Here is an 18,208-nt window from a genome sequence, read left to right as displayed (position 1 = left end):
CCGCACCGCCACCGCGAGCACAGGAGCATCGAATGACCCTCATCGGGATCGTCGCCGAGCAGCCGGGAGAGACGCGCGTCTCCGCGACTCCCGCCACCGTGGAGAAGATCATCGCCCTCGGCTACGAGGTGGCGGTCGAGCGGGGTGCGGGAGCAGCATCCGCCTTTCCGGATGCCGCGTTCCAGGCGTCCGGCGCCCGCCTCGTCGACCGGGCCACCGCGTGGGCCTCGCCCGTCGTCCTCAAGGTCGACGCGCCGACGCCGGCCGAGGTCGACCTGCTCGCGGACGGGGCGACGGTCATCGGCCTGCTGAGCCCTGCGCTGCGTCCCGACGTGCGCGAGTCGCTCCAGACGCGCGGCATCACGGCGCTCGCCCTGGACGCCGTGCCCCGCATCTCGCGCGCGCAGTCGATGGACGTGCTCAGCTCGATGGCGAACATCTCCGGCTACCGCGCCGTGGTCGAGGCGGCGCACGAGTTCGGCCGGTTCTTCACGGGTCAGGTGACCGCCGCCGGAAAGGTGCCGCCCGCGAAGGTCCTGGTCGCGGGCGCCGGCGTCGCGGGCCTCGCGGCGATCGGCGCAGCGTCGAGCCTCGGCGCGATCGTCCGCGCGACCGACCCCCGACCCGAGGTCGCCGACCAGGTGAAGTCGATCGGCGGCGAGTATCTGCCGGTTGAGGCGGTCGTCGAGCAGTCGACCGACGGCTATGCGAAGGCGACGAGCGCGGACTACGACCGTGCCGCGGCTGCGCTGTACTCGGCGCAGGCCGCCGAGGTCGACATCATCATCACGACCGCCCTCATTCCGGGCCGTCCCGCGCCGCGTCTGATCACTGCGGCGGATGTCGCGTCCATGCCCCCCGGGAGCGTCATCGTCGACATGGCCGCCGCGCAGGGCGGGAACGTCGAGGGCTCCGTCGCCGGCGAGCGCGTCGTGACCTCGAACGGCGTCGTGATCCTCGGCTACACCGATCTCGCGGGCCGCCTGCCGACGCAGGCGTCGCAGCTGTACGGCACGAACCTGCTCAACCTCCTGAAGCTCCTGACGCCCGGAAAGGACGGCGAGCTCGTGCTCGACTTCGACGACGTCGTGCAGCGCTCCATCACGGTCGTCCGAGACGGCGAGTCGACCTGGCCACCACCACCCGTATCGGTGTCCGTCGCGCCGGCGCCGGCCGCAGCATCCACCCCCGTCGTGGTCGAGCCCGCGAAGAAGAAGGGGCTGTCGAAGGGAGCCCGGACGGGGCTCATCGCGATCGGGATCGGCCTGCTGTTCGCCCTCGCGGCGGTCGCGCCCGAGCCGCTCCCGCAGCACCTCACGGTGCTCATGCTGTCCGTCGTCGTCGGCTTCTACGTCATCGGGCACGTGCACCACGCCCTGCACACGCCGCTCATGAGCGTCACGAACGCCATCTCGGGCATCATCATCGTCGGCGCCATGGTGCAGGTCACCGTCCCCGACATCACGGTGCAGATCCTCGCGGGGATCGCCGTGCTGCTGGCGAGCATCAACGTCTTCGGCGGCTTCTCGGTCACCCGCCGAATGCTCGCGATGTTCTCGAAGGGCGGCGACAGGTGAGCGCCGCATCCGTCGCGACCGCTGCCTACATCGTCGCGGGACTGCTCTTCATCCTGAGCCTGCACGGCCTCAGCAAGCACGAGACGGCGCGCTCGGGCGTGTCGTACGGCATCGCCGGCATGACGATCGCGCTCATCGCGACCGCGTGGCTCACGGCCGAGGACGCGTGGGGCGACCCGCAGGCGCAGCTCGGACTGGTCTTCCTCGTCGTCGCGGTGCTGATCGGCGGCGCGATCGGCCTGTGGCGAGCGCGGGTCGTCGAGATGACCGGGATGCCGGAGCTCATCGCCCTGCTGCACTCCTTCGTGGGCCTGGCCGCGGTCCTCGTCGGCTGGAACGGCGCCCTCTACGACACGGGCCTCGAGGGCGCCCTCGCCGACATCCACCACGCCGAGGTCTTCATCGGCGTCTTCATCGGCGCCGTGACCTTCACGGGCTCGATCGTGGCGTTCCTCAAGCTGTCGGCGCGCATGTCTTCCAAGCCGCTCATGCTGCCGGGCAAGAACGCGCTCAACATCGGCGCCCTCGTCGCGTTCGTCGCCCTGACCGTCTGGTACGTCATCACGCCCGACCTGTGGCTGCTCGTGGTCGTGACGGTCCTCGCGCTCGCACTCGGGTGGCACCTGGTCGCCTCCATCGGCGGCGGCGACATGCCGGTCGTCGTCTCGATGCTCAACAGCTACTCCGGCTGGGCGGCCGCCGCGGCCGGCTTCCTGCTCAACAACGACCTGCTCATCATCACGGGCGCACTCGTGGGCTCCTCGGGTGCGTACCTGTCGTACATCATGTGCAAGGCGATGAACCGGTCCTTCATCTCCGTCATCGCGGGCGGCTTCGGCATCGAGGCGCCCAAGTCGACCGACGAGGAGACCGGCGAACACCGCGAGACCGACGCGCAGAGCGTCGCGGAGCTGCTGGCCGCGGCATCCCGCGTCGTCATCACCCCGGGCTACGGCATGGCCGTCGCGCAGGCGCAGTACCCCGTCGCCGAGCTCGCGGCGCGGCTGCGCGAACGCGGCGTCGACGTGCAGTTCGGCATCCATCCCGTCGCGGGGCGCCTGCCGGGCCACATGAACGTGCTCCTCGCGGAGGCGAAGGTGCCGTACGACATCGTCCTGGAGATGGACGAGATCAACGACGACTTCGCCGACACGACGGTCGTGCTCGTCATCGGCGCCAACGACACCGTCAACCCGGCCGCCGCCGAAGACCCCACGAGCCCGATCGCGGGAATGCCCGTGCTCCGGGTGTGGGATGCCGAGAACGTCGTCGTCTTCAAGCGCTCGATGGCGTCGGGGTACGCGGGGGTGCAGAACCCGCTGTTCTTCCGCGAGAACGCCGCGATGCTCTTCGGCGACGCGAAGGAGCGCGTGGAGGACATCCTCCGCGAGCTCTGATCCGTCCCTCGCCCCCCGCCCCCCGCCCCCCGCTCCCGACCTCCCGACCTCCAGCCGCGAGACTGCAACCGGGCACCGAGACAGCAGGGATTTCGCGCAGTCTCGGTGCTCCGATGCAGTCTCGCGGGCGTACCGAGGGCGCGGACGCCCGGGAACGAAGAAGACCGGATGCCGCGCCCCGCGTGGGCTGCGGCATCCGGTCCACCGGCCGACGGGTTCGGGTGCCGTCAGGTCCTTATGCCGTTGCCACGCAGGCGCGACAGGGCGTCGACGGTGGCGGCGAGGATCAGGACCCCGCCGGTCACCATGAGGTTGATGCCCGACGTGAGTCCGAGCAGGCCCAGGCCGTTCGTGATGACGGCGATGACGAGCGCGCCGATCGCCGCGTGGATGAGCCGGCCCCGACCGCCGAAGAGGCTGACGCCGCCGACGACCGCCGCCGCGACACCGCTCAGGACGATGTCGCGCCCGACCGTCGCGTCGACGGAGCCGACGCGCGTGACGCTGAAGAGGGCCGCGACGACGGACAGCCCGGAACAGATCACGAACGCCCACCACTTGACCCAGCGGACCTTGATGCCCGCGCGGCGTGCGGCCTCGGCGTTGCCGCCGATCGCGTAGATGTAGCGCCCGAACCGGGTGCGGTCGAGCATGAAGGTGCCGAGCCACAGGATGAGCAGCGTCACGGGGACGATGATCGGCACGCCCTGGACGACGTTGATCGACTGCCCGCGGTCGAGGTTCAGGAAGTAGACGACCACGCCGCCCAGCACCGCGATGACGCCGAGCTTGATCCACACGAGTGAGATCGGCCGGTTGGGCACCCCCGCGCGGGTCCGACGGGCCCGGTCCCAGAAGGACGTGGCGGCCGAGATCCCGATCATGATCGCGAGCATCGCCCATCCGCCCCATACGGGGAGGTTGCCGTTCTGCAGCGCCCGCAGCTCCGGGACGTCGATTCGGTAGAGGCCGCCCTCTCCGATGATGATGAGCGCGAGCCCTTGAAGCCCGAGGAACAGACCCAGCGTCACGACGAACGACGGGATGCCGATCCTCGCGACGAAGAAGCCGATGAGCGCGCCGATGGCGATGCCGAAGACGAAGCCGGCGAGCAGCGCGAGCGGCCACGGCACGCCGTTCGCCGCGAAGACGACGAAGATCGCCATCGCGTTGCCGCCCGTGACGCCGGCGGACAGGTCGATCTCGCCGAGCAGCAGGACGAACACGAGCGCCATGCCCAGCATGACGAGCGGTGCCGCCTGGTTGAAGAGGTTGGCGAAGTTGCGCTCGGTGAGGAAGAAGCGGCTCAGCAGGGAGAACAGGACGCAGAGGACGACGAGTCCGCCGATGGCGGGGAGCGCGCCCATCTCGCCGCCGCGGACCCGCTGGAGCCACGCCTGGACCTGGTCGCCGAGGCCGCCCTCCGCGCCGCTGCCGATGAGGTCGCTCGCCACCGGGTCCGGACCGGCGTCGGTTCGTGTCGGGGCGCTCATGCGATGCCTCCCTCGGTCGTGACGGTCGTCGTGTCGATCAGGTCCACTCCCTGCGTCTTGGTGCCCGTGATGTAGCCGACGACGTCGTCCCGGTTGGTCTGGTTCGTGTCGAGCTGCGCGACCATCTGGCCGAGATAGAGCACCGCGATGTCGTCGGCGACCTCGAACACATCGGCGAGGTTGTGGCTGATGAGGATCACCGCGACGCCCTGCTCGCTCAGCCGCTTGACGAGGTTGAGCACCTGCTCGGTCTGGGCGACGCCCAGCGCGGCGGTCGGCTCGTCGAGGATGACGACGCGCGCCTTCTTGAGGACGGCTCGCGCGATCGCGACGGTCTGGCGCTGGCCGCCCGAGAGGCTCGAGACCTTCTGCCGCACCGACTTCACGGTGCGCACGGAGAGGGAGCGCAGCGTGTCGGACGCCTCCTTCTCCATCCGGCCCTCGTCGAAGGTGCCTGTCGACATCTCCTCGCGGCCGAGGAACATGTTCTGGACGATGTCGAGGTTGTCGCACAGGGCGAGGTCCTGGTACACGACCTCGATGCCGAGCGACCCCGATTCACGAGGCGTGTGCAGGTCGCGGTGGACTCCGTCGATCAGCACCTCGCCCTGGTCGTAGGGCTGGACTCCCGCGAGGCCCTTGATGAGCGTGGACTTGCCGGCGCCGTTGTCGCCGACGAGGGCGGTCACCCGGCCGGGGTAGACCTTGAGGTCGACGCCCTTCAGGACGCTGACCGGGCCGAAGGACTTCTTCACACCGACGAGCTCGATGATGGGTTCTGGCATGCTCGCTTCCTTGCGATTCATCGGGTCGCACAAGGGGCGCCGCGCCCGGAGGACGCGACGCCCCTGTGCGGTCAGCGGTTACTGTACGCCGTACTCCGCGCACTTGTCGGCAACGTCGACGCCTTCGATCGTGCCCGTGCAGAGCTCGGCCGCGTCCGCGTCGCCTGCGGCGACGACGTCCTTGACCTGCTCGGGTCCGACGAGGATCGGCGTCACCTGGATGTAGGGCGTCCCGTCCTCCAGCTCAGCGCCCGCTTCGGGCGTCTCACCCTGGAGCAGCGCGATGGCGGTCTCGACAGCAGCATCCGCCTCGTCCTTCACGGGCTTGTAGACCGTCGCGGTCTGCCAGCCGGTGAGGATGAACTGCAGTGCGGCCAGCTGCGCGTCCTGGCCCGAGATCGGGACTCCGGTGAGCCCGTTCTTCTGCAGGATGCCGATGACGCCGGCGGCGTTCGCGTCGTTGGCAGACCAGACGGCGTCGACCTTGCCGTCGTTGGCGGTGAGGGCGTTCTCGAAGTTGGTCGCCGACTTGGCCTGGTCCCAGATGCCCGGGGGCTCCTGCGCCGGCGTGATGCCCGCAGCCTCCATGACCTCGACAGCGCCTTCCTTGAACATTCCGGCGTTGCCGTCGGTCGGGTCGCCGCCCATGTAGAAGACCTGAGCCGTCGCCGGGTCCTTGCCGGCGGCCTCCAGGCCGTCGACGACGGTCTGGCCCTCGAGGCGTCCGACCTCGACGTTGTCGAAGGACACGTAGTAGTCCGCTCCGGCGAGCGGACGGTCGTACGCGATGACCGGGATGCCCTCGGCCTTCGCCTTGTCGACGACGCCGAGTCCCGCTCCCTGGTAGTCCACGAGCAGCATGACGCCGCAGCCCTGCGTGAGTTGCTGGTCGGCGATCGTGGCGTACTTCTCCTTGTCGCCCTGCGCGTTCTGGATGTCGGTCTCGAAGCCGGCTGCCTCGAGTCCCTCCTGGAGGTACTTGCGGTCCAGGTCCTCCCAGCGGTTGGAGGAGGCCGAGTCGGGCAGGATGACGCACGCGCGTCCTGCCTCGGCGGCGTCGCCGCTCTCGGTCGAGGTGCCGCCGCCGCCGCCGGCACAGCCCGCCAGCAGGGCAACCGCGACGCTTCCCAGAGCGGTCGCGGCAAGCAGTGATGACTTCTTCATCGTTCGCCTTTCGTCTTTGAACATGCGAGCGCGCCGCACGGGGTCTGCACGCCTGAAGTGATCTTCGCCATCACCTGTTCTTGGCGTCAAGATGTGAACGTAACGCTTTGGCAACGCCCAGGAATCGCCCAGCTTTCAGCGGCGTGCCGAGGGTGAGGAATGCCCTTTCCGAGCATTCTGCTAATTGAAACGCTCCAGCTCCCTACAGAGTGCGAATGTCTACCCACCTTGTCCGGGGTGCGCGTTCGCCAAGTGAATTCACGGCGACACGCCGTGAGTTCACGCGCGACCCGTGGCGACGCGTGTGCGGCGCGAGATCGAGTCGACGATGACGGCGAGGATCAGCACGGCGCCCGTCACCATGAACCGCACGGACGAGTCGAGGCTGAGCAGCGTGAGACCGGAGGAGATCGATTGGATGACGATGACTCCGAGCAGCGCCGAGAACGCCGTGCCGCGGCCGCCGAAGAGGCTCGCACCGCCGATGACGGCGGCCGCGATCGCGTTGAGGTTGGTGTCGCCGCCGCCGGAGCTCTGGTTGGCGGCAGCGAGCCGCGACGCGGCCAGGACGCCGCCCACGGCGGCGAGGCTCGAGCACAGGGCGAACACCGAGAGGTAGATCCGGTCGACGCGGATGCCCGCCCGGCGCGCCGCCTCGACGGAACCGCCGACGGCGTACACGGCCCGCCCCCAGCGCGTGCGGCTCAGCACGAGATGCATCGTCACGACGAGGCCGATGAAGAAGAGGAACATGACGCCGACGCCGCGCGAGAGGTTGAGGTACCACGCCGACGCGAGCAGGAACGCCAGGAGCAGGCCGCTGCGAACCCCGATCTCGAGGTAGCTCTGGCTCTCGAGGTTCGCCGCCGCGCGCCGCCGCGCCCGCCGGATGAGCGAGAAGGCGTACGCGGCGACCGACAGCCCGGCGATCACGTACGACGCCCACGCCGGCAGGAACATCTGCTGAGCGAACTGCACGAAGAACGAGTCGAACGGCAGGTTGATCGACCCCGTGCCGCCGAGGACCCACAGCTGCAGCCCGAGGAAGCCGAGGAGGCCTGCGAGCGTGATGACGAAGCTCGGGAGCCCGAACCGCGAGTACAGGAATCCGTACAGCAGACCCGCGAGCATCCCCGCCGCGATCGCCGCCGCGAGCGCGAAGAGCGCATGCCACTCCAGCTGCACGAACGTCACGGCGAGGATCGCCGCCGCGAGTCCCGAGACCGATCCGACCGAGAGGTCGATCTCGCCGACGAGCAGGACCACGACGATGCCCAGCGCGATCGTGCCGATCGCGGCGCACTGCATCGTGATGAGGACGAGATTCGCACTCGTGAGGAACACGGGGTTGAGGATCTGGAAGACGGTCCAGATCACGACGAGCCCGACGACGACGGGGATCGACCCGAGGTCGCCGCCGCGCACGCGCTCGACGAGCGAGGTCACGGCACGGCGCACGGCGCCGGGTGACAGCATCCCGTCCCCCTCGATCTGCTCGACGGATGCTGTGCGCTCGTCGCGCAGGCCGCTCATGCGTCGCTCCGATCGCCGCGCGGCCGTCCCGGGCTTCGTCGCGTCTGCTTGGTCGGCATGGGGATGATGGGGGCGCCGCCGTCCGACCGCGACGACGCCGTCGGTTCAGGCTGGGCCGCGCCGCTCTGCGTCGCACCCGTGATGGCGGCCACGAGGGTCTCGCTCGTCGCGTCGACGGCGTTGAAGACGCCGTTGTTGCGGCCCAGTCGCAGGACGACGACGCGGTCGGCAACGGCCAGCACGTCGGCCATGTTGTGGCTGATGAGGATGACGCCGTGCCCGCGTTCGCGGAGGCGCTCGATGAGGTTGAGCACTTCGGCGGTCTGCGCGACGCCGAGCGCTGCGGTCGGCTCGTCGAGGATCACGATGCGCGGATCGCCGATGAGCGAGCGCGCGATCGCGACGGTCTGCCGTTGCCCACCGGAGAGGGAGGCCACCGGGATGCGCACCGACGGCACCTTCGCCGAGAGCTCGCGCAGGAGCGTCCACGTGCGCTGCTCCATCTCGACCTCGTCGAGGCCGCCGCTCGCGGTCAGCTCGCGCCCGAGCCAGAGGTTCGCGACGACGTCGAGGTTGTCGCACAGGGCGAGGTCCTGGAAGATCGTCTCGATCCCGAGCTCCTGCGAGTCCGCGGGACTCGCGATCACGACCTCCTCGTCGTCGAACTCGATCGTGCCCCCGTCGGGCGGGTGGACGCCCGCGAGGATCTTCACGAGCGTCGACTTGCCCGCGCCGTTGTCGCCGATCAGCGCCACGACCTCGCCCTCGTTGACCCAGAAGTCCACGTCGGTGAGCGCCTTGACGGCTCCGAAGTGCTTGCTGACCCGGCGCATCGTGAGGACGCGCTTGCGGTACGGCGGGGAGCTGACGGGGTTCGACATCGCCCTACAGGATGCCAGCCGATTCGCATGCCGCCGCGTAATCGGGCGTGCAGATGTCCTCGACCGTCCAGAATCCGTCCGCGACGACCGTCTCGAGGATGTTGTCGACCGTCACCGCGACGGGGTCGAGCAGCGTCGCGGGCGTCCCGTCGATGTCGAGCGCGCCGGTCACCTCCTGGCCGTGCACGAGGGCGACGGCGACGTCGGCGGCGCGCTCGGCCTGCGGCTTGATCGCCTTGTAGACCGTCATGTACTGGTCGCCCGTCACGATGCGCTGGAGAGCCGCGAGCTCGGCATCCTGTCCCGTCACGACCGGGAAGGGATCGACCGCCGCCGCCTTGAGCGCCGAGACGGCGCCGCCGGCCGTGCCGTCGTTGGCGGCGTACACGCCGGCGATCCGGTCGCCGTACTGCGCGATCTGGCCAGCGACCCATTCCTGCGCCTTGTCGGGGCTCCAGTCGGGGGTGTCGTACTCCGCGAGGATCTCGAGGCCGCTCAATTCCAGTACGGCGTCCGCGCCCCCGCGGAACGCCGCCGAGTTGCTGTCGGTCGGTGAGCCGTTGACCATCAGGATGCCGCCGCCCCGCGTCCCCCGCTCCTCGAGCGCCTCGACCAGGCCCGTCGCCTGGAGCTGCCCGACCTTCTCGTTGTCGAACGAGACGTAGTAGGCCAGGCCCCCGCCCGAGATGAGCCGGTCGTAGGACACGACCGGGACGCCCTGCGCGGCGGCGTCCGCGACGATCGTGGCGGCGGCCTTCGTGTCGACGGCGTCGAGCACGAGCACCTGCGCCCCGGCGGCGAGCGCCGACTCGGCCTGCTGCTGCTGCTTCGCGGCATCCTGATCGGCGTTGGAATAGAGCACGCGGTAGTCGCCGAGCTCGGCCACGCGCGCCTCGAAGAAGGGCCGGTCGAACGTCTCGTACCGCGCCGTCTTCACGTCGGGGAGGAGGAGGGCGATCGTCCCTTCCTCACCGGCCGCCGGCCCCCCTGGGGTGCACGCCGCGAGCGCGGCAGCCGCCAGCGCCGCGCCGACCGCCAGGGCGACCGCCCGGACGGGCGCCCTCGTACCTCCTCGCCGTGCGCGCGGCATGGTCTCACTCCCGGCTCACGCCGAGACGGGGATGACTTCCGCGTCGACGGTGACGTGGTCGAGGGCGATCGCGATGGCGCCGCGCGTCTCGGCCCACTCGCCGAACGAGGCGCCGACGATCTCGGGGAGGCCGCCGGCCGATGCGAGCGCCGACCGCTCGAGCGAGTGCCGCATGGGCGACATCAGGATCTCGCCAGCCTGCGCGAGCTCGCCGCCCACGACGATGAGCTCCGGGTCGAAGAGATTGCACAGGCTCGCCGCGGCGATGCCGATGTGGCGCCCGGCATCCGCGATGACCCGGCGCGAGCTGCCGTCGCCGTCCTCCGCCGCCTGCAGCAGGTCGCTGATGCGCTGCATGCCGGCGCTCGGCGGGAAGAGCGAGAGGAGCGCCGGTCCGCCCGCGTACGTCTCGAGGCAGCCGCGGTTGCTGCAGCGGCAGATGGGGCCGTTCTCGTCGATCGTGACGTGGCCGATCTGGCCCGCCTTGCCGTTGACGCCGCGGAAGAGATCGCCGCCCACGATGAGCCCCGCGCTGATGGTGTGGCCGATACGCAGGAACACCGACGACGACGCCGAGCGTCCGCTGCCCTCCCGCGCCTCGGCGAGTCCGCCGAGGTTGGCTTCGCTGTCGACGTAGACGGGGCGCGCGATGCGGCCCGAGAGGCTCGCGGCGACATCCACCCCCTCCCACCCCCGCAGCAGCCCGGGGGTCGAGACCATGCCGGTCTGCGGATCGATGGGCGCGGGCAGCGCGAGACCGACGGCGAGGAGGTCCTGCACCGAGCCGCCGAGCGACTCCATGAGCTCGCCGAGGAGGATCGCGAGCCGGTCGAGCTGCGCGTCGTGCCGGTGGTCCAGCGGGAGCGGGAGCGACGTCTGGCTCACGATCGTGCGGGTGACGTCCGCGATCGCGATGTGCAGCTGCCGGGACGTGTAGTGGACGCCCGCGACGAGGCCGAGCTGCCGCGCGAGCGAGACGAGCGTCGCCCGGCGACCGCTGCGGGACGTGATCGACGTGTGCAGGAGTCCGGCAGCTGTCAGCTCCTTGACGATGTTCGAGACCGTCGCGGGCGACAGCCCCGTGCTGCCGGCGAGCTCGACCTGTGTCAGCCGTCCGTGGCGCTTGAGGGACTCCACCAGGCGCGCCCGATTGGCCTCGCGGAGCGAGCTCTGCGAGCCGGGCGGGGACATGCGGCGCACCACATCGCTCACTGTACCTGACGGGTGTTTTCCCTGGTCGGCCCGGGATCGCCGGAATCCCGCGGCTCGAACGCCCATCGACAGGGAGTGGGATGCCGCGTCCCCGGGTCGTCCTAGGCTTGAACCCATGCGCCTGGCAACGTGGAACGTCAACTCGATCAGGGCCCGCGTCGACCGCATCGTCGACTTCGCGGTGCGAGAGAGCGTCGACGTGCTCGCGATGCAGGAGATCAAGTGCAAGGCCGAGCAGTTCCCCTTCGACGCGTTCGCCGAGGCGGGCTATCACGTCGAGGCGCACGGCTTCTCGCAGTGGAACGGCGTCGCCATCGCGAGCCGTGAGCCTCTCGCCGACGTGCGGACGTCGTTCCCCGGCATGCCCGGGTTCGCCTCCGGGAAGTTCGGCACCGACATCGCGCCCGAGGCGCGTGCGCTCGGCGCGACGGTCGGCGGCGTCGAGGTCTGGAGCCTCTACGTGCCCAACGGCCGCGCACTCGGCGACCCGCACTACGACTACAAGCTCGAATGGCTCGAGGCGCTGCGGGCCTACGTCGACACGACCCTCGGCGCGCGCCGCGACCTTCCGCTCGCGCTCGTCGGCGACTTCAACATCGCACCGACGGATGCCGACAACGGCGACCCCGCCGTCGTCCCGGGCTTCTCGACCCACGTGTCGCCGCTCGAGCGCGAGGCGTTCGCCGCGCTCGAGGCCGCGGGACTCGTCGACACCGTGCGGCCCCTCGTGCCGACCGGCTACACCTACTGGGACTACAAGCGGCTGCGCTTTCCGCGCAACGAGGGCATGCGGATCGACTTCATCCTCGGCTCGCACGCCTTCGCCGACGCGGTCGCCGGCGCCTCGATCCACCGGGACGAGCGCAAGGGCGAGGCGCCGAGCGACCACGTCCCCGTCGTCGTCGACCTGGACTTCACGAGCCCCGAGGACGACGACGATCGCCCGATGATCTGGTAGGGCTGCGTCGCACCCCGGACGGGTCAGACGCCCCGGTCGGGCTCCGACATGTCGCCCGTCGTGGGCTTGCCGTTCGGCGCGTAGCGCAGGAGCACGGCGCCGGACTCGCCGGTGACGGGCGGTGCGAGGAGCTTCAGGTTCGCCGGAGTCGCCCCGTCCGGGAAGACCTTCTTGCCCTGGCCGAGCACGACGGGGTAGACCCACAGCGCGAGCTCGTCGTACGCCTCCGCGGCCAGGAGCGTCTGGACGAAGTCGACGCTGCCGATCACCTGGATGCTCTCGTGCTTCTCGCGCAGCGCCGCGACCTCGGCTGCGGCATCCGGTCCCAGCTGGGTCGTGCCGCGCCACTGCGGATCGAGCGTCGTGCGCGAGGCCACGTACTTCGGGATCTCGTCGAACTTGCGCCCGATCATCCCGTCGCCGTCGCCCTCGGTGTGGTTCGGCCAGTACGACGCGAAGATGTCGTATGTGCGGCGTCCGAGGACGAGCGCGTCGATGTCGGCGATGCCCGCCCCGATCTGCTCGCCGACGACCGAGTCGAAGAGCGGCGCCTGCCACCCGCCGTACGGGAATCCGCCCTCGGGATCCTCCTCGGGTCCGCCGGGCGCCTGGGCGACGCCGTCGAGGGTCGTGAAGAGGACGATGGTGATGCGTCCGGTCATGGCCGGTCCTTTCGTTTCACGCCGCGAGAGACGGCGCAGCCGATTCGTCGATGTGGAAGGTCGCGGCGAAGCGGTCGAGCAGCGTCGCGTCGCCGTAGACGACCGCGATCACGTCCTGGTCGATCGCCGCACCGGGAGTGAGCTCGCCCGAGATGAGCCGACGGATGCCGGGCCCCGCCGCGAAGACGAGCTCGGGTTCGCCGACCGGGCGCCGCGCCGCGTCGCGCGGATCCACGGGCCGCCCGGACGGCGCGAGCTGCACGATCCGGAGGTCGGCGCCGTCGACGTGGACGCCGAGCACGATATCTCCGAGGTGGAGCTCGTAGGCGGCGGCGGGGAGCTCCGCGGCGACCTCGGGCTGGAAGGCAGTCCGCAGCGCCATCGTGAGCGAGTCGGCCGTCACGACGTCGTCCTCACCCGGCTCGCCCATCGCGGCGAAGCCCCACCGCCCGAGTGCGAGGACGATCGGCTCCAGCATCCGTCCGTACTCGGTGAGCTCGTACACGAGCCCGCAGTGCAGGAGCGGGACGCGCCGCACGACGCCGCCCTCCTGCAGCTCCTTGAGCCGCGTGGAGAGGATGTTCGTCGGGATCCTGGGCAGTCCCTGCTTGAGATCGGTGTACCGGCGAGGCCCGACGAGCAGATCTCGGACGATGAGCAGGGCCCACCGCTCGCCGATCAGCTCGACGGCCGTCGTCACTCCGCAGTACTGCCCGTAGCTGCGGGAGCCCACGTCAGGCCTGGGCCTGCTCCGCCATGTAGGCCTCGGGGCCCTTCGCGGCGGCCACCGGGTCCATGTAGAGGAACTGGATGCCGTAGCCGTCCGGGTCGATGAGGTCGCGGCTGTACATGAAGCCGTAGTCCTGGGGGTCGCCCGGCGCCGTGCCGCCGTTGGCGACGCCGGCCTCGACCGTCTTGTCGACGTCCTCGCGCGAGTCGCGGCTGATCGACAGCAGCACCTGCGCGTGCGTCCTCGGGTCGGCGAACTCCTTGTCGTTGAAGGTCGAGAAGTACTCCTTCGTGAGCGCCATGAAGTAGATCTCCTCACTCCACACGAGGCACGCGGCGTTGTCGTCGCTGAAGTTCGGGTTGAGCTCGCAGCCGAGGGCCGTGTAGTACGCCTTCGCGCGCTCGAGGTCGGTGGTCGCGATGTTGACGAAGATGCTGGTCATTGCCTTCTCCTGCCGGTCACCCGGGGCGTCCATCGCCCTGGCCCGCCTCGATACTTGCAAAAAGCAATCATGCTTGTCAATAGCAAGTACGGCGGATGCTTCGGACAGCGACGCGCAGTCACGTAGCTTGGAACCGGGGGATGCGGACAGGAGAACGGATGCTTCAGCTGGCCGGCGTCACGAAGGCCTACGGTGGACGGCTCGCCCTCGACGGCGTCTCGTTCAGCGTGCGCCCCGGGCGCCTCACGGGATTCGTCGGCGGCAACGGCGCCGGCAAGACGACGGCGATGCGCATCGTGCTGGGAGTGCTCTCGAAGGACGCCGGCACCGTGACGCTCGATGGTGCGGAGGTGACGGCATCCGATCGCCGTCGCTTCGGCTACATGCCGGAGGAACGCGGACTCTACCCGAAGATGAAGGTGCTCGAGCACATCGTGTACCTCTCGCGCCTGCACGGCTTCTCGAATGCGGATGCCACCGCCCGCGCCCGTGCGCTGCTCGACCAGCTCGGACTCGGAGAGCGCCTCGACGACAGGGTCGAGACCCTCTCGCTGGGCAATCAGCAGCGCGCGCAGATCGCCGCGGCCCTCGTACACGACCCCGAGGTCCTGATCCTCGACGAGCCCTTCTCGGGCCTCGATCCACTCGCCGTCGACGTCGTGGCGGGCGTGCTGCAGGAGCGCGCCGCGGCGGGAGCCGCCGTCCTCTTCTCGTCGCACCAGCTCGACGTCGTCGAGCGGCTGTGCGATGACCTCGTCATCATCGCGGCGGGCACGATCCGCGCCGCGGGCCCGCGCGACGAACTGCGCGCGACCCACTCCGCCCGTCGCTTCGAGCTCGTCGCCGCGAGCGACACGGCGTGGCTCGCCGGCCAGCCGGGCGTGACGGTCCTCCAGGCCGACGGCGGCTACGCCGTGTTCGACGTCGACAGCGACGACACGGCTCAGGCGGTGCTGCGGCGGGCCGTCGCACAGGGGGATGTCGCGAGCTTCGCGCCACAGCATCCGACCCTCGCCCAGATCTTCAAGGAGGTCATCCAGTGAGCGCCCAGCCCGCGGCGCGCGTCCCGTCGCCGCCCGCCGAGCCCTCCGCCGCGCGAAGCGTCTGGCTTGTGACGCAGCGCGAGCTCGGATCGAAGCTGCGCAGCAAGGCTTTCGTGATCTCGACCCTCATCCTCCTCGGCCTCGCGCTCGTCGGCGTCGTGTGGGGCGCCATCGCGGCCAGCAACGTGCAGGGGATGCCCGTCGCCGTGACGGCCGAGACCGCGAGCGTCGTCGAGGGCATGACCGGGATCGACGCGAAGCCCGCCGATTCGGTCGACGCGGCGCTCGCGATGGTCGAGGACGGCTCGGTCGACGCCGCGGTCGTGCCGGACGACGAGCCCGTCGGCCCGTACCCGTACAAGATCGTCGCGAAGGACTCCTACCCCGAGACGCTCGTCGCGATGCTGAGCGTGTCTCCGCGCGTCGAGCTCCTCGACTCGTCGCCGCAGGACTCGATCCTCCGCTACCTCGTCGCGGTCGGATTCGGCGTCGTGTTCCTCATGGCGGCGAGCATGTTCGGCGGCACGATCGCGCAGAGCGTCGTGGAGGAGAAGCAGACGAGGGTCGTCGAGCTGCTCATCGCCGCGATCCCCGTGCGTGTGCTCCTGGCGGGAAAGGTCATCGGCAACACGATCCTCGCGATGGCCCAGATCATCGCCCTCGCCGTCATCGCCGTGGCCGGCCTCGTCGTGGCCGGGCAGACGACTGCCGTCGAAGGGCTCGGCGGACCGCTCGTGTGGTTCTCGGTGTTCTTCCTGTTCGGGTTCGTGCTGCTCGCGGCGCTCTTCGCCGCGGCCGGCGCCATGGTCTCGCGGCAGGAGGACATCGGCTCGACGACGACGCCCCTCACGATGCTGATCCTCGCGCCCTACCTGCTCGTCATCTTCTTCAACGACAACCCCCTCGTGCTCGCGGTCATGTCGTACGTGCCGTTCAGCGCGCCGGTCGCGATGCCGCTGCGCATCTACCTGGGCCAGGTCGCGTGGTGGGAGCCGGTCCTCTCGCTCGTGATCCTCATCGCGACGTGCCTCGCCGCGATCCTCGTCGGATCGCGCGTGTACGAGAACTCGCTTCTTCGGATGGGCGCGCGGGTCAAGCTGCGGGAGGCCCTCGCGGGCTGACGGATGCTGTCGGCCCGGGCCTGCCCCGGCGTTCCCGCGAGCGGAGCGAAGCGGTGCCGAACTCCGGCTGAGTGGTGCGAGCACGCACCGCAGACCGCAGAATCACGCGGGAGTCGGTGAGAGGTCCGGCGATTCTGCCGGAGTTGCGCACGCAACGCGCCGAGCACACGTCCGGGACGGGCCCGGATCGGGCGTCGCCGTGCCTAAGGTGGACCATGACCGCGAGCATCCTGTCGATCGGCACGGCCGTTCCGCCCGCTCGCGTCTCGCAGTCGGCCGCTCGAGACGTCTTCGCGGCCCAGCCCGGACTGTCGCGGATCTCGCAGCGCCTCATCCACGCCGCCTTCGACGCGTCGGCGATCGACCACCGCAACACGGTGCTCGCCGACCTCGTCGCGGCGGCGAACGGCGACACCGATGCAGCGGGAGACGGGATGCCGGCAGCCGGCGCGGGAGGGACGATCCTCGTCCCTTCGACCGGCGAGCGCAACGACGCGTACATCCGGCTCGCGCCGCCCCTCTTCGCCGAGGCGTCCGCACGGGCGCTGGCCGAGGCATCCGTCCCTCCCGACGAGGTGACGCACGTCGTGACGGTCTCGTGCACCGGGATGTTCGCGCCCGGACCGGACTTCCGGCTCGTGAAGGACCTCGGCCTGCCGATCTCGGTCGAGCGGTACCACATCGGGTTCATGGGGTGCGCGGCGGCACTGCCCGGGCTGCGCGCGGCCGCGCGGATCTGCGCGGCACAGCCCGACGCCGTCGTGCTCGTCGCGGCGACGGAGCTCTGCACACTGCACATCCGCTCGTCGGAGGACCCGCAGCAGATCGTGTCGGCCTCCGTCTTCGCGGACGGGGCGGCCGCCGCCGTCGTGTCCGCGCGGGCCTTCCGAGACGGCCCGCGCCTGGACCTCGACCGCTTCGGCACGATCCTCACGAGCGAGGGCGAGTCCGACATGGTGTGGACGATCGGCGACGAGGGCTTCGACATGGTCCTGACCGCCGAGGTGCCTCGGATCATCGGCCGCGAGATCCGGGATGCCGTCGGGTCCTTCCTCGGCGAGGACGTTCCGGACATCTGGGCCGTGCATCCCGGCGGCCGGAGCGTCCTGGACCGCGTCGAATCCGGCCTCGCGCTCGAGCCCGAGGCGCTGGCCGCCTCTCGCGACGTGTTGCGGCGGCAGGGCAACATGTCCAGCGCGACGATCCTCTTCATCCTGCGCGACCTCCTGCTCGACGGCGAAGCCCCGGACGGTGAGCGGATCGCGGCGCTCGCCTTCGGGCCGGGCCTGACCGTCGAGTCGGCGCTGCTCACCCGGGCCGGCGCGGCGTGAACCTGAGCGTCCGCGACGCCGACGTCCTGGAGCTCATGGACGATCCGGACTGCGACCCCGACCGCCTCGCCGCGACGCTTCGGCGGTTCGACGCCGTCAACCGGCTGTGGAGCGGGTGGGGCGCGACCTATCGCCGCCGCCTGCGGCCCTTCCTCGCGTCGCTCGGTCGCCCCGCGCGCGTGTTGGACCTCGGCTCGGGCGGCGGCGATCTCGTCGTGCGGCTCGCGCGGCTCGCGCAGCGCGATGGGCTGGACGTGCGCTGGATCGGGGCCGACCCCGATCCGCGGGCCCACGCGATCGCCGCCGAGCGCGCGGCGCACGGCATCGAGTTCCGCCGGACGGATGCCGCGGAGCTCCTCGCCGAGGGCGCCCGGTTCGACGCCGTCGTCTCCAACCACGTGCTGCATCACCTGACGCCGGCCGGGCTCGCGTCCTTCGCGGCCGAGTCGCTGGACCTCGCCGACGGCATCGTCGTGCACTCCGACATCCGCCGCAGCCGCCTCGCGTACGGGCTGTACGCCGTCGGCGTCACGCCGCTCGCGCCCGGCACGTTCCTGCGGACGGACGGTCTGCGCTCGATCCGCCGCAGCTACCTGCCGGGCGAGCTCGCGGGAGCGCTCGGTCCGCGCTGGCGGGTCGAATCCGGCTCGCCGTTCCGTGTCGTCGCGGTGGGGCGGAAGGATGCCTGATTTCAGACTCCGGTCGTTGAGCGAGCGCAGCGAGACGAAACGCCCCGCACCCCCGCACACGTCGTGCCCCCGGTCGTTGAGCGAGCGCAGCGAGACGAAA

The 18,208-nt window shown here is 70.5% G+C and carries 17 protein-coding genes; 7 read left to right on the top strand and 10 right to left on the bottom strand.

All coding sequences use genetic code 11. The features are described from left to right. Window positions 1-32: 32 nt before the first annotated feature. The gene (locus tag ABZ477_RS07040; RefSeq protein ID WP_360130020.1) at window positions 33-1,577 is read left to right on the top strand and encodes a Re/Si-specific NAD(P)(+) transhydrogenase subunit alpha; all 1,545 of its coding nucleotides are present in this window, start codon (window positions 33-35) and stop codon (window positions 1,575-1,577) included. Next, window positions 1,574-2,974 (top strand): Re/Si-specific NAD(P)(+) transhydrogenase subunit beta, encoded by a 1,401-nt coding sequence (pntB, locus tag ABZ477_RS07035; RefSeq protein ID WP_360130017.1) that lies wholly within the window; start codon window positions 1,574-1,576, stop codon window positions 2,972-2,974. The genes ABZ477_RS07040 and pntB overlap by 4 nt, the downstream gene beginning before the upstream one ends. A 227-nt stretch (window positions 2,975-3,201) precedes the next feature. On the opposite strand, the gene ABZ477_RS07030 is transcribed toward pntB, so the two are convergent. The 7 genes from ABZ477_RS07030 to ABZ477_RS07000 form a co-directional block, all read right to left on the bottom strand. Further along, window positions 3,202-4,467, bottom strand: a complete 1,266-nt coding sequence (locus tag ABZ477_RS07030; protein ID WP_360130014.1) for an ABC transporter permease — start codon at window positions 4,465-4,467, stop codon at window positions 3,202-3,204. Beyond that, complete coding sequence (locus ABZ477_RS07025) at window positions 4,464-5,252, bottom strand: ATP-binding cassette domain-containing protein (RefSeq protein WP_360130011.1); 789 nt, start codon at window positions 5,250-5,252, stop codon at window positions 4,464-4,466. The genes ABZ477_RS07030 and ABZ477_RS07025 overlap by 4 nt, the downstream gene beginning before the upstream one ends. Window positions 5,253-5,330: 78 nt before the next feature. Further along, the gene (locus ABZ477_RS07020) at window positions 5,331-6,416 is read right to left on the bottom strand and encodes a substrate-binding domain-containing protein (RefSeq protein ID WP_360130008.1); all 1,086 of its coding nucleotides are present in this window, start codon (window positions 6,414-6,416) and stop codon (window positions 5,331-5,333) included. A 279-nt stretch (window positions 6,417-6,695) separates the two neighbouring features. Further along, window positions 6,696-7,892, bottom strand: coding sequence for a sugar ABC transporter permease (locus ABZ477_RS07015; protein ID WP_360131067.1), 1,197 nt, complete (start codon window positions 7,890-7,892; stop codon window positions 6,696-6,698). A 53-nt stretch (window positions 7,893-7,945) separates the two neighbouring features. Next, window positions 7,946-8,830, bottom strand: a complete 885-nt coding sequence (locus ABZ477_RS07010; protein WP_360130005.1) for an ATP-binding cassette domain-containing protein — start codon at window positions 8,828-8,830, stop codon at window positions 7,946-7,948. A gap of 4 nt (window positions 8,831-8,834) precedes the next feature. Beyond that, window positions 8,835-9,920 carry a substrate-binding domain-containing protein gene (locus ABZ477_RS07005; protein ID WP_360130002.1) on the bottom strand — a complete coding sequence of 362 codons (1,086 nt, stop codon included), beginning with the start codon at window positions 9,918-9,920 and terminating at the stop codon, window positions 8,835-8,837. A gap of 15 nt (window positions 9,921-9,935) precedes the next feature. Beyond that, window positions 9,936-11,111: an ROK family transcriptional regulator gene (locus tag ABZ477_RS07000; RefSeq protein ID WP_360131064.1), complete on the bottom strand. Its 1,176-nt coding sequence runs from the start codon at window positions 11,109-11,111 to the stop codon at window positions 9,936-9,938. A gap of 136 nt (window positions 11,112-11,247) precedes the next feature. Here ABZ477_RS07000 and ABZ477_RS06995 point away from each other — a divergent pair, with 136 nt between their 5' ends. After that, entirely contained in the window at window positions 11,248-12,090 is an 843-nt protein-coding gene (locus ABZ477_RS06995) for an exodeoxyribonuclease III (protein ID WP_360129999.1), read from the top strand. A 23-nt stretch (window positions 12,091-12,113) separates the two neighbouring features. Here ABZ477_RS06995 and ABZ477_RS06990 read toward each other — a convergent pair whose 3' ends face one another. The 3 genes from ABZ477_RS06990 to ABZ477_RS06980 are packed head-to-tail and all read right to left on the bottom strand — an operon-like array spanning window position 12,114 to window position 13,924. Next, window positions 12,114-12,752 (bottom strand): dihydrofolate reductase family protein, encoded by a 639-nt coding sequence (locus ABZ477_RS06990; protein ID WP_360129996.1) that lies wholly within the window; start codon window positions 12,750-12,752, stop codon window positions 12,114-12,116. 16 nt (window positions 12,753-12,768) lie between these two features. Continuing rightward, window positions 12,769-13,485 (bottom strand): helix-turn-helix domain-containing protein, encoded by a 717-nt coding sequence (locus ABZ477_RS06985; RefSeq protein WP_360129993.1) that lies wholly within the window; start codon window positions 13,483-13,485, stop codon window positions 12,769-12,771. A gap of 1 nt (window position 13,486) precedes the next feature. Continuing rightward, window positions 13,487-13,924, bottom strand: a complete 438-nt coding sequence (locus ABZ477_RS06980; protein ID WP_360129990.1) for a VOC family protein — start codon at window positions 13,922-13,924, stop codon at window positions 13,487-13,489. Window positions 13,925-14,082: 158 nt separating this feature from the next. Here ABZ477_RS06980 and ABZ477_RS06975 point away from each other — a divergent pair, with 158 nt between their 5' ends. The 4 genes from ABZ477_RS06975 (at window position 14,083) to ABZ477_RS06960 (ending at window position 18,108) form a co-directional block, all read left to right on the top strand. Next, the gene (locus ABZ477_RS06975) at window positions 14,083-14,967 is read left to right on the top strand and encodes an ATP-binding cassette domain-containing protein (protein ID WP_360129987.1); all 885 of its coding nucleotides are present in this window, start codon (window positions 14,083-14,085) and stop codon (window positions 14,965-14,967) included. Beyond that, a complete protein-coding gene (locus ABZ477_RS06970) occupies window positions 14,964-16,088 on the top strand; it encodes an ABC transporter permease (RefSeq protein ID WP_360129984.1) in 1,125 nt (374 codons plus the stop codon). The genes ABZ477_RS06975 and ABZ477_RS06970 overlap by 4 nt, the downstream gene beginning before the upstream one ends. 215 nt (window positions 16,089-16,303) lie before the next feature. Continuing rightward, entirely contained in the window at window positions 16,304-17,419 is a 1,116-nt protein-coding gene (locus ABZ477_RS06965) for a type III polyketide synthase (RefSeq protein WP_360129981.1), read from the top strand. Beyond that, window positions 17,416-18,108 carry a methyltransferase domain-containing protein gene (locus tag ABZ477_RS06960; protein WP_360129978.1) on the top strand — a complete coding sequence of 231 codons (693 nt, stop codon included), beginning with the start codon at window positions 17,416-17,418 and terminating at the stop codon, window positions 18,106-18,108. The genes ABZ477_RS06965 and ABZ477_RS06960 overlap by 4 nt, the downstream gene beginning before the upstream one ends. Window positions 18,109-18,208 lie beyond the last annotated feature (100 nt).

It is taken from the genome of Microbacterium sp. NPDC019599, from assembly GCF_040632175.1.
In the GTDB taxonomy this organism is placed as follows: domain Bacteria; phylum Actinomycetota; class Actinomycetes; order Actinomycetales; family Microbacteriaceae; genus Microbacterium.
Note: the sequence above shows the minus strand (reverse complement) of the source record. Positions and strands in the feature narration are given on the sequence as shown.

Coding starts and splice junctions, on each gene's coding strand:
- ABZ477_RS07020 (WP_360130008.1), bottom strand. CDS start 6,416: ATGAAGAAGTCATCACTGCTTGCCGCGACCGCTCTGGGAAGCGTCGCG.
- ABZ477_RS07015 (WP_360131067.1), bottom strand. CDS start 7,892: ATGCTGTCACCCGGCGCCGTGCGCCGTGCCGTGACCTCGCTCGTCGAG.
- ABZ477_RS06980 (WP_360129990.1), bottom strand. CDS start 13,924: ATGACCAGCATCTTCGTCAACATCGCGACCACCGACCTCGAGCGCGCG.
- ABZ477_RS07005 (WP_360130002.1), bottom strand. CDS start 9,920: ATGCCGCGCGCACGGCGAGGAGGTACGAGGGCGCCCGTCCGGGCGGTC.
- ABZ477_RS06990 (WP_360129996.1), bottom strand. CDS start 12,752: ATGACCGGACGCATCACCATCGTCCTCTTCACGACCCTCGACGGCGTC.
- ABZ477_RS06965 (WP_360129981.1), top strand. CDS start 16,304: ATGACCGCGAGCATCCTGTCGATCGGCACGGCCGTTCCGCCCGCTCGC.
- ABZ477_RS07010 (WP_360130005.1), bottom strand. CDS start 8,830: ATGTCGAACCCCGTCAGCTCCCCGCCGTACCGCAAGCGCGTCCTCACG.
- ABZ477_RS07040 (WP_360130020.1), top strand. CDS start 33: ATGACCCTCATCGGGATCGTCGCCGAGCAGCCGGGAGAGACGCGCGTC.
- ABZ477_RS06995 (WP_360129999.1), top strand. CDS start 11,248: ATGCGCCTGGCAACGTGGAACGTCAACTCGATCAGGGCCCGCGTCGAC.
- ABZ477_RS07025 (WP_360130011.1), bottom strand. CDS start 5,252: ATGCCAGAACCCATCATCGAGCTCGTCGGTGTGAAGAAGTCCTTCGGC.
- ABZ477_RS06975 (WP_360129987.1), top strand. CDS start 14,083: ATGCTTCAGCTGGCCGGCGTCACGAAGGCCTACGGTGGACGGCTCGCC.
- ABZ477_RS07030 (WP_360130014.1), bottom strand. CDS start 4,467: ATGAGCGCCCCGACACGAACCGACGCCGGTCCGGACCCGGTGGCGAGC.
- ABZ477_RS07000 (WP_360131064.1), bottom strand. CDS start 11,111: ATGTCCCCGCCCGGCTCGCAGAGCTCGCTCCGCGAGGCCAATCGGGCG.